This window comes from Bradyrhizobium forestalis, from assembly GCF_002795245.1.
In the GTDB taxonomy this organism is placed as follows: Bacteria; Pseudomonadota; Alphaproteobacteria; order Rhizobiales; family Xanthobacteraceae; genus Bradyrhizobium; species Bradyrhizobium forestalis.
This window is the reverse complement of record NZ_PGVG01000018.1, coordinates 61,284-73,135: the sequence shown is the minus strand read 5'-3', so window position 1 is coordinate 73,135 and position 11,852 is coordinate 61,284. Positions and strand designations below refer to the sequence as shown.

The window sequence follows — 11,852 nt, the reverse complement described above, 5'->3', positions numbered from 1 at the left end:
TCTCTAGAGTGGGTGCCGACGAAGCAGCCGAGAATTGGCGATCGTCAATTTCCTTTCGACGGGTCGGCCGGGCGGCCAACGATCAGGGAGCCGAGTGTGAACAGATCCTCTGGGGAGAAGCTTTTGAAGCGCGGTGCCAATCGTTCCAGGATCTGCTGCTCCGGCGGCCGGCGGTCTGGTTGGTCGCAGAGCAGTTCAAACCCGGCCTCTCTGAACAGCTGCAGATATTCACTGTGGCGCAAACGATTGACGTATTGGAAGCGAGACTGGAACGGCGCCCAATCCTCATCGGAATAAGTCAGGAAGTTGAACGAGCTGATCGACGGATCGAAGCTCTTGAAGTGGTCGCCGTAGTCGATTTGCATGAGGACCAGCCCGTCAGGGCGCATGATGCGCCGCAACTCGTTCAAGATTGCCGCGATGTCGCTCTTGGGAATGTGCTCGAGCGTTTCGACTGAGACCGCGCAGTCGATCGAACCGGCCGGCAGGCCGGTTGTCCGGGCATCGGCCGGTGCGCGGTAGTCGATCCGCCAGCAACGATCGAGGTCCTCCAGAGACTTCATGTCGGGCTGATTAGTCTCGCTCAGCCGAGAAATGACGGCTGCGTTGGAGCGGATCAGCTCCAGCTTGGCCAAGCGCTCGATGTCGAGGGTGATGAAGCGCCGGGCCCCACGTGCACTGAAGGCGAGCGGAATGATCAAATCGCGCCCGGCGCCGAACTCGAAGCAAGTCGAATCCCGCAACGGACGGAGGCTGTAGATGTCGTGGACGCCCAGCAGCCGCTGTGCAAGTGTGTAGATGGACCTGACCTGCTTTTCGGGGCGCGGCAGCCGTCGTGTGACGTAGCGCTGCAGGGCGTAGTGCAGGTCTTCTCCCCAGGGGATGTTCGACAACACCGAGAACGCTCGCGCCTTTGTTTGCCAGCGCACGTCAGCATTTCCGCGCTGGAGTAGCCGCGATTGGAGTGATGCTGACGAGCAGTCGGTGAAGCACGGTGTAGGTCCAGGAAAGGCCGATGTTCCGGCCTGTTTCAGGCGGGTGCCAAGTCGCGTAGCCGATTTCGGTCATACGGGAGCCGCAACGGCAATGCAAGGATTCCGAGGCAGGCGACCCTTCGCGTGCCGCCAAGACTAAACCGCTATCGGCCCGGGGCATCCCGGACGTCATCCCGACCGGCGCCATCAGCCCGGGTGCGAGATCGGCGCTGCAAAATCGAAGTCGCGAACTGATGTTGATCTCGAGAAAGGAACCCACCGGCGTACAAAAGGGAGCGAAAACCGAACCGTGCATCTTCTTTCCGGCGAACCATGCGACTACAGACACATTGCCGTCGAGCATGATCGCGATGTTCTTAGCGATTGGGCAATCCCGAATCGCTCCGCGCGGCGCCGCTGCCGGTTGATTCCCCTTGCGGTTGAGGGTAAACAAGCCTCGAAATCGAGGTCGATATTTTAGCATGCCGGCGAGGCTATCGCGTATGATTTGCAGAATGCCGCCAGTCGGTTCAGTCCGTGCCGATCCCTTGCTCCCCCGCCGAGTCTTGTTGAATGTCCGGTGAACTGCCGATTGGAGAGGCTGTCGCGAGGGGCTATCCGCCCGCCGTGCTCTATCTGCGCAACGACGACACCGTCACGACGGAAGTCTGCGCATTCAACTACTTCTCGGTTTTCATGAAGGATCACCCGGAAGCGGATGCTCATGCCTGGTTCTTCGATGGAGCAGGTAAGCCGGCCGGATATTTCCACAGGGAGCTCGGCGCCAACGGACAGTTGCAGTTGCAGACTTCTGAGCTGTGTCCGCGCATTTCGGGGACGGTGGCGATGGCACTTATACCGAAACAGGAGACCAAGCTTCGTCCCGGACGGAAGGTGACCACCGGCTATTACGCGCAATATTTCTCGCAGCACGGCGCGGTGACATTGTCGCATGAGCGCGAGCCGGTCGCAGCCGCGCCGTTCCCGACCTCCGCCTGGATGCAGTCCTATCTCACGCGCTTCCTGAAGGAGTCCGGCGTGGTGCTCGTGAACTCCTGCATGGCGTCCGATGGTGCTTCGGTGGGAACAACGCGCCTCATGGCCCTGGATGGCACCGCCTTGGGCGAGCGCACTCTTCCGACAATCGCGCCGATGGGCGCCGTTCGCATCAGCACGCTGGAGCTTTTCCCCGATGCTGAAAGACTGGTCGGCGCGAGCGAGGGATTCGCCCTGGAATTCAAGGGTACCAACATCGCGAGTCCATTCAGCTACTATGAATTCGCCAACGGCAAGTTCAGCTTGCATCATTTCTAGGGACCACGCCCGTGGCACGCTTCTCGTCCAGTCCTTGGAGGCCTTACGAGCCGAGATTCATGTTCCCGACCTTTGCGGGCGTCGAGTCGCGCATGGGCTTCTCGATCCCTGCCTGGTATCGTCCGGTCGACATCAGGTATCTCCGCAGCCTCGTCGCCGGCAGCCTGCGCAAGAACTTTCGCGAGACGGTCAAGGATCTCGTTCCCGAGCTCGCCAGTCTGGTCGCTTCGGGCTTCAGCAAGAAGCTCAGATTCAAGCTACTCATCCTGTCGCGCGACGGCGAGTACCGGGCGACCTACGAGTTTCCGGAAAACTATGCGCCGGGCGCCTCCGTCGAGATCGAGCTGTCCCGTCTTTTCGCCTCGCTCAAACTGCCCCAGGACGATTATCTGGTCATCGCCGTGATGTCGCGTGGGCGCATGGACGGCTTCCGTTCTTCGCCTGCCAGCTATTCGATGACCTATGTCGATCAGGACAACGTCGCGATCTATCGCACCGGCGCGTTCGCCCGGCCTTTGAACGAGGGTAGGCTGAAGGCGCATGTCGGCTTCACCGGGATCAATCCGAAGATCATTGCGACCGCCGACATCGTCAGCAGCCTGTTGCTGATCAATCACTCGTCCGACCCCGAATATGCTCATGCGGCGCGGCCGACGTCGAAGCTGATCCGCGGGGACGGCGAGCAGATCGAGGGCGATTTCGGTGAGATACCGCCGCTTGGTGCGCGCGAGATGTCGGTCGTCGACATGTTCGGCAGCCGCGTGTTCGATTTCCTCAAGCCGTTCGGCGGTCGCGGGACAACGGTCACTACCTGCGCCGGGGTCACGCTCGCGAGCCTGCATTTGCAGCGAACAAACGATAACCGACGGACGCTGCTGGGCATCGAGCACTCGCGTCCGGCGCACATGAATCTCGCCGGCATCCTCCAGCACTAGATCGGGCACATCAGTTGTCACCGCGCCAATCTCAGACGTCGCCGCCCGATCTGCTGAGCCGTTTCATCAAGTTCGACGACGACATGTCGACGCCGCCGCTTCGGCTCGTGCTGGGGTTTTGGATCGTCACCAACATCCTTGTGGTGATTTGGTGGCGCCTCGAGCTTTCTGACAGGTACCTGCCCGGTGCGTGGCGCTACGTCGGAATTGCGATTTACGTCATCGTTGCGCTCGCTCCGCTCGCGATTCTCTTTCACATCCGGCGAAGCTTCCTCAATCCGGTCGTCCTTGGTCTGCTCGTGAGCTGCTGCCTCGCGGCGTCGATCACTGGGCATGAGGCGAATCTGCTGCGCGACCAGATGCAGTATAGCCTCGATCACGAGCGCGAGTTCGCCCACATGAATCTCGTCGAGGGCGTAATGCGGCCGCTGATCTCGAAGATCGTGGAGGTCTACGTTCAGATCCTTGGCGATGATCATCTCAGGGGATCGACCTACCGGACGCATATAGCCATCAACTACATGTTCGATTCCCTGTCGTTTCTAGCCGTATTTGCGCTCGCAACTCTCCTGCTGTCGCGCACCTCGGCGTGGCTTTGCCTTTTCCTGTTCGCCTTCTACACGCAGGCAGCGATCTATCCGGGACGCATGGGCCCGGTGTTCCTCGCGGGCGGATTGTTTTGGCAGCTCTTTTTGATCGTGTCCCGGCACTATCCGGCCGCTATCATCTCAGGGTTGATCATCAGTTTTGCACGCGCCGACATCGTGTTCGCACCTGCCTTCGCGCTGTTGGGCCTAGCGGCGTTCGAGCGACGCTGGCCCAGTGCGAAGGAGTGGGGCCTGTTCGCCGCGCTGATCGGCATTTCGCTGGCTGTACCGAAGATGCTTATCTGGATGCATCCCGCAACCGACTATGGGTCGTTCCTGGTTACGAAGGGTGACTTCAGCAAGCTCGTCGTCAATCTTCAGACAATGAAGCTTGTAGTGGCAATCGCCAGCCCCGTGCTTGCAATCGTCATTGTGAGGACGTTTGCGTTGACCCGGACGATCGCCGTGGTCGGTTCGGCTTGCTTGGTTCATGTGGGGCTTGTCTTCCTGATCGCGGATTTTTCCGAGACACGACTGATCGTACCCGCGCTGGCGGGGCTTGCCTTCGTGGCTAGCGAAGGACTTGGAAAGCTGCTCGAAGGACAGAAAGAGACGCAAGCAGACAGCGGCTGAGAGACTGGAGGCGGTTAAACTAAGGCCATCAGTTTCGGGGCGATAATCCACTTGAGAAGCCTGATTTGGGCCCCCGGCATGAGGATCGTGATCAGGCGCTCCAATTAGCGAAGCGTTCGGGCTAGGAAGCGGTCGTGCGTGGTCCTGGTTCTGTTACCAGACGCTGCGCCCCCCATCCATCACGAGGTTCTGCCCGGTCATGTAGCTCGAGGCATCCGAGCACAGGAACTGCACGGCGGCACGGTACTCGTCGACATCGGCCATGCGGCCCATCGGGATCAGGCGCGTCAGTCGTTCGACGAAGGCGGGATCCTGGTTGTTGAAGACGCCGCCTGGCGAGATCGCGTTGACGCGGACGCCGTGATCGGCCCAGTACGTCGCCAGATATTTCGTCAGCCCGATCAAGCCGTGCTTGATCACGGAGTAAGTCACCGGCTTCACCGGCTGTTCCTCCTCGCGCGTCACCTGCGGCTGGCGGTAGAGCCGCTGGTCCGGCGCGATCACGCCGAGATCGGAGGCGATGTTGAGAATCACGCCGCGGCCACGCGATGCCATCGCGCCGCCGAACACCTGCGCGCACAGCATCGCGCCGGTCAGGCCCACGGCAATCTCGGTCTGCCATTGTGGCACCGGAAACGCCTCGAAGCGGGAGGAATGCATCACGCCGGGTGCGGAGGTCACCTTGGGGTCGATCGCCGCGTTGTTGACGAGGATGTCGACGGAGACGCCGCGGCCGGAAAGTTGCTCGTGTGCAGCGCGCACCGAATCAAGCGTGGTGACGTCGATCGCAAGCGCGATCAGGTCGGCGGACGGCGCGTTCTGCTTGAGCGCGGCAGCGGCGGCTTCGGCCTGCGCAAGCCCGACGTCGGTGACGACGACGCGCGCGCCGGCCTCGGAAAGCGCGGCGACATGCTGCCGCCCGAGCAGGCCGCCTGCACCGGTCACGAGAGCCGTGCGGCCGGTCAGGTCATAGCGTGAGGACGGGCTTGCCATGGAAAAGCTCCTGTTCAGCTGCGCAACTGGCCGCCATCGGCGACCATGACGCTGCCGGTGATGAAGGCGGCGCGAGGCGAGGCAAGGAATGCGACGAGATCGGCGATCTCCTCCGGCTTGCCGAGCCGGCGCAGCGCCACCTCCCGCGCAAGCATGTCCTCGACCGCGGCCCTGTTCTCGGCGAGCTTGCGCGCCCAGGTGCCGTCGGCGGCGAGGATATTGCCAGGCGCGACCGCATTGATGCGGATGCCGTCGAGCGCCAGCGGCCGCGCCAGCCCGCGCACGGTCGCGTTCAGCGCGGCTTTCGCGGCGTAGTAGGTCACGGGCGCGCCAAGCGCCGCCATGCCTGCGATCGAAGAGATGCAGACGATGGCCCGGTCGCCGCTGCCGCGCGCCATCAGCGGACGCGCCACCTCGATCATGTTGGTCGTGGCGAAGAGATTGAGGTCCATCATCCGCGACCATTCCGCCGCGGTTTCCTTCCCAGGCGGTACGGAAGCGCCGCTGCCGACATTGCAGACGAGAATGTCGAGGCGCCCCCACTGCCGTTCGACCTCGTGCACCAGCGTCGCGGCGACAGCCGCATCGGTGACATCGGCGATATGGATCGAGCTTTGTCCGCCGACGGTCGCGCGCGCCGCGTTCAGCGCATCCGAGCCGCGTGCAGCCAGCGCGACCTTCGCTCCTTCCGCGGCAAGTGCAGCGGCAATGGCAAGGCCGATGCCGCGGCTGGCGCCGGTGACGAGCGCGACACGGTCTTCCAGCTCGAGCTTCATCGCGTCGCGTCCTCGATCCAGCCGATCGTCATGTCGCGATATCGGGCAAGCGCGCCGGCATGGTCGCCGTCGGCGGCGCGTGCGGTTTGCAGGATGTATTGTCCGCTGTAGCCGGAGCGCTCGATCAGCCGGATCGTCTTGGCGAGATCGGCGTTGCCGGTGCCGAGCGGCACGGTGGTGCCGCCGCGAACGCGGTCCTTCACATGGACATTGAGAATGCGGGGCGCGTAGGCCTCGATCTCCTCGCTGCTGTCATAGCCGAGCGAGGCGCTGTTGCCGCTGTCGTAGTTGATGCCGAAGACGTCGGCCGGAAACGCCTCCATGAAGCGGGCGAGATCGCGCGGCGGCAGATCGGATTCGAAGACGATCTTGACGTTGTGTCTAACAAGCTGTTCGCGGCGGGCGATCAGCACCCGCTTGAGCGTGTCGCTCTCGCTCTCGCGCTCGATCTTGCCGTTGTCGACCAGCGGAATCACGATGAACTCGATGCCGATCCGGCTGCAGGCGGCAATCAGGAGATCGAGATCGTTGACGAGAGCATCGCGCACGACGGCATCGACCTTCCAGAACGGAGCCTGCATGAAGCAGTCGCCGGTCAGGCTCGGGATGCGCACGCCGTTCTCGCGCGCCAGGGCGATGATCTCCGCCTGGCCGGCTTCGGTCGTCAGCGGGTTCTCGCGGAGCCGTTCCTGGTCGATGGTCCATTCCATCCGCGTCAGGCCGAGCGCCTTGGCGCGGGGAAATTCCTCGCGCCATTCATTCCACGGGAACGCCTGGATCTTGCCGTCGACCAGTGCCGACAGGCGTCCCTGCATGAAACCGATGCGTTGCAATGTTGCGGTCACGACTTGCTATCCGAGCTGATGGCGAGGCCCTTGGCGGTCCAGCCGCCGTCGACGAAGATCTCCTGGCCGGTCACATAGGCGGAGGCTTCCGACACCAGAAAAACGGCGGCACCGACCATGTCGGCGGGTTGTCCCCAGCGGCCGAGCATGGTGTGGCGGCGCCTCGCCTCGTGCATGACGGGATCGGCAAAACTCTTCGCGGTCATCTCGGTCGCGACGTAGCCCGGCGCAAGCGCGTTGACGCGGATGCCCTCGGGTGCGTAGTCGGCGGCGAGCGCGCGCGTCAGCCCGGCGAGCCCCGCCTTAGCCGCCACGTAGCCGGGATTGCCGGGAAAACCGCGGACGGAATTGATGCTGGTGACGTTGACGATCGCCGCCGAGCCCGCGTTCTTCAGGAGCGGGTGGGCGGCAAGGATGGTGGCGTAGACGCCGGTGAGATCGGTTGCGACCGTGGCGCGGAAGCGCGCGAGCTCGCTTTCGCTGCTTTGAGCGGGAAGACTGATGCCGGCGGCATTCACCAGTGCGTCGATGCGCTCGCCTTTTGCCGCAATTGTGCGGAACGCGCTTTCGATCGCGCCGTCGTCGGAGAGATCGCAGGCAATCGCGATGACGCCCTGCGGCGCGGTCCCGGACCGGCTGAGGCCGAACACGGTGGCTCCTGCATCCTGCATGCCGCTCGCAATCGCCGCGCCAATGCCGCGCGAGGCGCCGGTGACCACCGCGATCTTGCCTGCGAGAGAGAAGGCGCTGAGATCAGGCATAGCCGTAACTGCGCATGATGGCGGCGCAAAGCTTGACGTCCTCGGGACGGTCGATCTGGAACATCTTGTGACGCTCCATCACGTGGAAGCCGATCTTGCCGCCGAGACGATTGTTCTGCTCACGCAGGAGGGATGGGATCAGGACGTAGAAAGAGCCGTTCTCGAGGTAGCGCTTCTCGATCTGCTGCCGCATGCGGCGATTGCGATAGTCGTAGTTGATCGGCTCCGGGCCGCTCGCGCCGATCCGCCAGTTGAAGTAATCCTCGACCTCGCAGACCGAGAGCAGGCTGTCGAGATGGTCGCGATCGAAGGTTGCCAGCGCGTTCTCGATGTCGCCGGGCTCGCGGATCGGCGATGTGGCCTGAAGCGCGACGATGCGCTCGAACCGTCCCATTCGCGCCTCGGTCGCATCGAGGGCATGCAGCCAGGCGGATTCGGAGGAGGCGAGGTCACCCGAAATGTCGTCCGGACGCCGCACGCCGACGGCTCCGGCGGCCTCGGCCGCGGCGAGGATAGCGTCGCTGTCCGACGAGACCGCCACCACGTCGACGCCGCGTGCGGCGCGTGCCTGCTCGACCGTCCAAGCGATCAGCGGCTTGCCGCAGAGATCGAGCAGGTTCTTGTGCGGGATGCCCTTGGAGCCGCCGCGCGCGGCGATCACGGCCAGCGTCTTGCGCGCCATCAGATGTGTCCCTCGAGACGCTCGAGCGCGGTCCAGAAACCTTCGCCCATGTTCTTGTGGCCCTGCCATATTTCGGGAATGAACGACGCCGTCGGCGCATGCTTGCGCAGCACCTGTCCGATCTCGTCGAAATCGATCTCGCCTTCGCCGATCTGGAGACCTTCGCCGTCGAGTCCCTTGGCGTCGCCGAAATGCAGATGCGCGGTGTGCGGCCCGAGCTGGGCAAGGCCTTGCGCGAAGTCGAAGCCGAAATGATTGGCCGCGAGCTTGGTGTGGGAGATATCGACGCACATACGCAAACCATGCTTGGCGCAGAACGCCGCCGATTCGTCCGGGAAGATGAAGATGTTCTGGTGACGCTGACCGCCGAAATGCCAGGGGAACGGTGCCATCGTCTGCGGCGTCAGCTCGACGCCGTCCATGTCGAGCTCGGTCAAGCTCTGCGCAAAGATGCGGTAGCGCTCGGCTTTCTCCTCCGGCGGCAGCGGTGCGTCCATGGTGAAGCCGCCGATATTGGCGACGATCGGCGGGCGCCTGGTCTTGGGGAAGAACTTCTTCAGGCCGCGGGTGATGTCGATCACCGCCTGCGTCTGCTCCAGCGAATAGCGCCGCAGCGCCTCGTCGGGCGTTGCGAGGTCCATCAGCTTGGAGCCGGCAAACAGCTCCGGCGCATGCACGACGAAGCCGAGATCATAGGTGCCGGACAGATAGGCTGCGGGATCGCGCTCCATGTCGCTGTAGCTGAGATGGAATTCGATGATGTCGGGCGCGCAGATCTCCAGGAAGCGCGCGGTGTCGTGATAGCGTACCGGCACACCCCAGGGGCGGTCGAAGCGGTAGCGCCGTGCCTTCGCGGCGCCTTCGTCGAGATCGCTCTGGAAGAAATAGTCGTCGGCCGCCATCGTCCGCGTCAGCTTGCGACCGAGCAGCGCCGGCATCTTCAGCGGTGACAGGCCCTGTCCCGGGCTCTTCACGGCGATGTCGGTTTCGGAGATCAAGGTGCCGGCCGGCAGGTCGCGCGCGGCCACCAGGCTCTTGGCGAGGTTTTCGCGGTTGATCAGCTCCCCCTGGCTCAGTGCGCGTTCCGCGAGCTTCTCGCCGCGTGCCGCCTCGACCTCGCGAATGCCGGAGACGAGTGCCTTGAATTCCTCCGGCTCCAGGCTCGCGGCATGGTCTGGACCTTCCATCTCGCGGTCGAGCGTGATGTGGCGTTCGATGATGACGGCGCCAAGCGCAACGGCGGCCGTCGAAACGGCAATGCCGCGCTCGTGGCCGGAATAGCCGACAACCGGATGGATCTCGCGCAGCGTCTCCATGAAACGCAGATGGATGTTGTGGAGCGCGGCCGGGTAGGTGCTCTGGCAATGCAGGAGCACGTAGCTGGCATTGCGGTCGTCGAGGAATTTCGCCGCGGCCTTGATCTCGTCCGTCGTGCTCATGCCGGTGGAGACGATCAGCGTCTTGCCGGTGGCGACGAGGCGAGCGAGCAGCGGCAGGTTGGTGAGGTCGGCCGAGGCGACCTTGTAGGCCTCTACGCCGAAGCCTTCGAGCACGGCGACGCTCTTGGCGTCCCAGGGCGTGCAGAGGTACTGGATACCCTTCGCTGCGCAGTACTCGGCGATCTTCTTCTGCTGTGCGGTGGGCAGCTCGAAGCGGCGCAGGAGATCGAGCGTATATTCGACGGCAAGGTCGTCGTCCTTGCCCGAAAGGCTCGAGGCGCGATAGACCTCGTCGAGCTTGCGCATCTGGAATTTGGCGCAATCGGCTCCAGCCGCGATCGCGGCATCGACCAGCGCAATGGCGCGCTCGAAATCGCCATTGTGGTTGTTGCCGATTTCGGCGATGACGTAGCAGGGTTCGCCATCGCCCAGAAGACGGTTGCCGATACGGACCGGAGCAGACGGTTTGGGCGATGTCATCAACATTCTCGTCTCATATGCGTCAGGCGAGCTGCGCGGGCACGCGCGACTTCCACGTCCGCAGACCGTTCTCCTCGAACATGATGCGCGAGCAGCTATGCCCCTGCTGTTCGAGTGCCGCGATGAGCTGGTAGCGCTCGAACGGACGTACGAAGAACATGAAGTAACCGCCACCGCCGGCGCCGAGCAGCTTGCCGCCAACCGCGCCATGCTGTTTGGCAAAATCGTAGATCGCGTCGATCGCGTCCGACGAGATCTTCGAGCTCAGCTTCCGTTTGGCGTGCCAGGCCGCGTCGATCAACCGGCCGCATTCCAGGAGCTGGCCGCGCAGCAGATGCCGCCTTATGTCGCGCGTCACTTCCTTCTGCTTGGCAGCTGCGGCGACGGCGTCGCTGGTCTCGTGCTGAGCCTTCTGGTCGCGGTGAATGGCACCGGAATCGCGCCCCGAGCCGGTGTAGCAGAGCACCAGGCTCTCCTCGAGCTCGGCGATGATGTTGGGATCGAGGCGAAGCGGCACGATGGTGTTCTGGTCGGAGAAGAACTCCATGTGATTGAAGCCGCCGAACACGGTGGCGTACTGATCCTGCCAGCCGCCGGGAATGTTGAGCATCAGCCGCTCGGCCTGGAAGGCCATCTCCGCGATCTCGTGGCGGTCCCACTGATCCCCGCGGAATTCGTTGAAGCAGCCGATGATCGCGGACGAGACCACCGCGGAGCCGCCGAGGCCGGAGCCGACCGGGAAGTCGGCGGACACCTCGAGCTCGAAGCCGTAAGTCGGCTTGATCAGGCGCACGACCGACTTGATCAGCGCGAGATCTCCGCCTGTTCCGAGCTCTGCGAGATTGTCGGCCTCGACGGTGCGGCGGAAATCGTGCGAGTAGATCCGGATGCTGGGATCGCTCCGGCGCCGCAGCGTCGCGTGAGCGTACATCTTGATCGTGGCGCTGATGACCGCGCCTCCGTCATTCGCCACGAAGTAGTGGGTCAGATCGGTGCCGCCGCCGGAGAAGCTGATCCGCACCGGCGAGCGCGCGCGCGCGAACACCTCGCTCTCTTCGGACAGGTTGAACAGTTCGCGGCTGAACACGTCGACCAGCCGTCCCTCGCTGTCGAGGATCGGCACCACGTGCACGCGCTGATCAAGCAGCTTGAGGATCTGCTCGCGCGGTCCGCCGGTCGGTGCCCAGACGAAGTTGCGATTGATGCAGGACGCAACCCGGTCCTGGATCGTGATGCCGGTCAGCATGCGCCTGCGGATGTCACCGTCCGTCACGGCGCCGACGATTCGTCCGCTCGCGTCCTGCGCGAACAGAATACCGAGCATGTTCGCATTCAGGCGCCGGAAGGCTTCCTCAATGGTCTCGGTCTCGGCGATGGTGACGAGGGTTCGTTCGAGCACGTTTTGGGGTCCAGGAGGGGCCAATTCCAGGCCA

At 63.5% G+C, this 11,852-nt stretch carries 12 protein-coding genes; 3 read left to right on the top strand and 9 right to left on the bottom strand.

What is annotated here, in order from left to right:
- Positions 1-44: 44 nt before the first annotated feature.
- Both CVM73_RS21480 and CVM73_RS40430 read right to left on the bottom strand, forming a co-directional pair.
- A complete protein-coding gene (locus tag CVM73_RS21480) occupies positions 45-929 on the bottom strand; it encodes a class I SAM-dependent methyltransferase (RefSeq protein WP_167406971.1) in 885 nt (294 codons plus the stop codon).
- 1 nt (position 930) lies between these two features.
- Positions 931-1,428 (bottom strand): hypothetical protein, encoded by a 498-nt coding sequence (locus CVM73_RS40430; protein ID WP_167406970.1) that lies wholly within the window; start codon positions 1,426-1,428, stop codon positions 931-933.
- Between the two features lie 119 nt (positions 1,429-1,547).
- On the opposite strand from CVM73_RS40430, the gene CVM73_RS21470 reads away from it, so the two are divergent.
- Genes CVM73_RS21470 through CVM73_RS21460 form a run of 3 tightly spaced genes read left to right on the top strand, consistent with a single transcriptional unit; the run spans position 1,548 to position 4,443 of the window.
- Positions 1,548-2,288, top strand: coding sequence for a hypothetical protein (locus tag CVM73_RS21470; RefSeq protein ID WP_100233863.1), 741 nt, complete (start codon positions 1,548-1,550; stop codon positions 2,286-2,288).
- A 59-nt stretch (positions 2,289-2,347) separates the two neighbouring features.
- Positions 2,348-3,223, top strand: coding sequence for a hypothetical protein (locus CVM73_RS21465; protein ID WP_167406969.1), 876 nt, complete (start codon positions 2,348-2,350; stop codon positions 3,221-3,223).
- Positions 3,224-3,237: 14 nt separating this feature from the next.
- The gene (locus CVM73_RS21460; protein ID WP_167406968.1) at positions 3,238-4,443 is read left to right on the top strand and encodes a hypothetical protein; all 1,206 of its coding nucleotides are present in this window, start codon (positions 3,238-3,240) and stop codon (positions 4,441-4,443) included.
- A gap of 153 nt (positions 4,444-4,596) precedes the next feature.
- Here the strand turns inward: CVM73_RS21460 and CVM73_RS21455 are convergent, their stop codons facing one another.
- Genes CVM73_RS21455 through CVM73_RS21425 form a run of 7 tightly spaced genes read right to left on the bottom strand, consistent with a single transcriptional unit; the run spans position 4,597 to position 11,818 of the window.
- Complete coding sequence (locus tag CVM73_RS21455) at positions 4,597-5,436, bottom strand: SDR family oxidoreductase (protein ID WP_100233861.1); 840 nt, start codon at positions 5,434-5,436, stop codon at positions 4,597-4,599.
- A 14-nt stretch (positions 5,437-5,450) separates the two neighbouring features.
- Positions 5,451-6,212 (bottom strand): SDR family NAD(P)-dependent oxidoreductase, encoded by a 762-nt coding sequence (locus CVM73_RS21450; protein ID WP_100233860.1) that lies wholly within the window; start codon positions 6,210-6,212, stop codon positions 5,451-5,453.
- Positions 6,209-7,057 carry a sugar phosphate isomerase/epimerase family protein gene (locus CVM73_RS21445; RefSeq protein ID WP_100233859.1) on the bottom strand — a complete coding sequence of 283 codons (849 nt, stop codon included), beginning with the start codon at positions 7,055-7,057 and terminating at the stop codon, positions 6,209-6,211. The genes CVM73_RS21450 and CVM73_RS21445 overlap by 4 nt, the downstream gene beginning before the upstream one ends.
- Positions 7,054-7,818 carry an SDR family oxidoreductase gene (locus CVM73_RS21440; RefSeq protein WP_100233858.1) on the bottom strand — a complete coding sequence of 255 codons (765 nt, stop codon included), beginning with the start codon at positions 7,816-7,818 and terminating at the stop codon, positions 7,054-7,056. Before CVM73_RS21440 ends, CVM73_RS21445 begins: the two co-directional genes overlap by 4 nt.
- Positions 7,811-8,500 (bottom strand): acylneuraminate cytidylyltransferase family protein, encoded by a 690-nt coding sequence (locus CVM73_RS21435; RefSeq protein WP_100233857.1) that lies wholly within the window; start codon positions 8,498-8,500, stop codon positions 7,811-7,813. Before CVM73_RS21435 ends, CVM73_RS21440 begins: the two co-directional genes overlap by 8 nt.
- On the bottom strand, positions 8,500-10,419 hold the full coding sequence (locus tag CVM73_RS21430; protein ID WP_245452392.1) for an N-acetylneuraminate synthase family protein: 1,920 nt from the start codon (positions 10,417-10,419) through the stop codon (positions 8,500-8,502). The genes CVM73_RS21435 and CVM73_RS21430 overlap by 1 nt, the downstream gene beginning before the upstream one ends.
- Before the next feature lie 22 nt (positions 10,420-10,441).
- Positions 10,442-11,818, bottom strand: coding sequence for a GHMP family kinase ATP-binding protein (locus tag CVM73_RS21425; protein ID WP_100233855.1), 1,377 nt, complete (start codon positions 11,816-11,818; stop codon positions 10,442-10,444).
- Positions 11,819-11,852 lie beyond the last annotated feature (34 nt).

What these genes read in the sequence shown, in the direction of transcription:
- CVM73_RS21470 (WP_100233863.1), top strand. Translation starts at nt 1,548, where the DNA reads ATGTCCGGTGAACTGCCGATTGGAGAGGCTGTCGCGAGGGGCTATCCG.
- CVM73_RS21465 (WP_167406969.1), top strand. Translation starts at nt 2,348, where the DNA reads ATGTTCCCGACCTTTGCGGGCGTCGAGTCGCGCATGGGCTTCTCGATC.
- CVM73_RS21455 (WP_100233861.1), bottom strand. Translation starts at nt 5,436, where the DNA reads ATGGCAAGCCCGTCCTCACGCTATGACCTGACCGGCCGCACGGCTCTC.
- CVM73_RS21450 (WP_100233860.1), bottom strand. Translation starts at nt 6,212, where the DNA reads ATGAAGCTCGAGCTGGAAGACCGTGTCGCGCTCGTCACCGGCGCCAGC.
- CVM73_RS21440 (WP_100233858.1), bottom strand. Translation starts at nt 7,818, where the DNA reads ATGCCTGATCTCAGCGCCTTCTCTCTCGCAGGCAAGATCGCGGTGGTC.
- CVM73_RS21435 (WP_100233857.1), bottom strand. Translation starts at nt 8,500, where the DNA reads ATGGCGCGCAAGACGCTGGCCGTGATCGCCGCGCGCGGCGGCTCCAAG.
- CVM73_RS21430 (WP_245452392.1), bottom strand. Translation starts at nt 10,419, where the DNA reads ATGACATCGCCCAAACCGTCTGCTCCGGTCCGTATCGGCAACCGTCTT.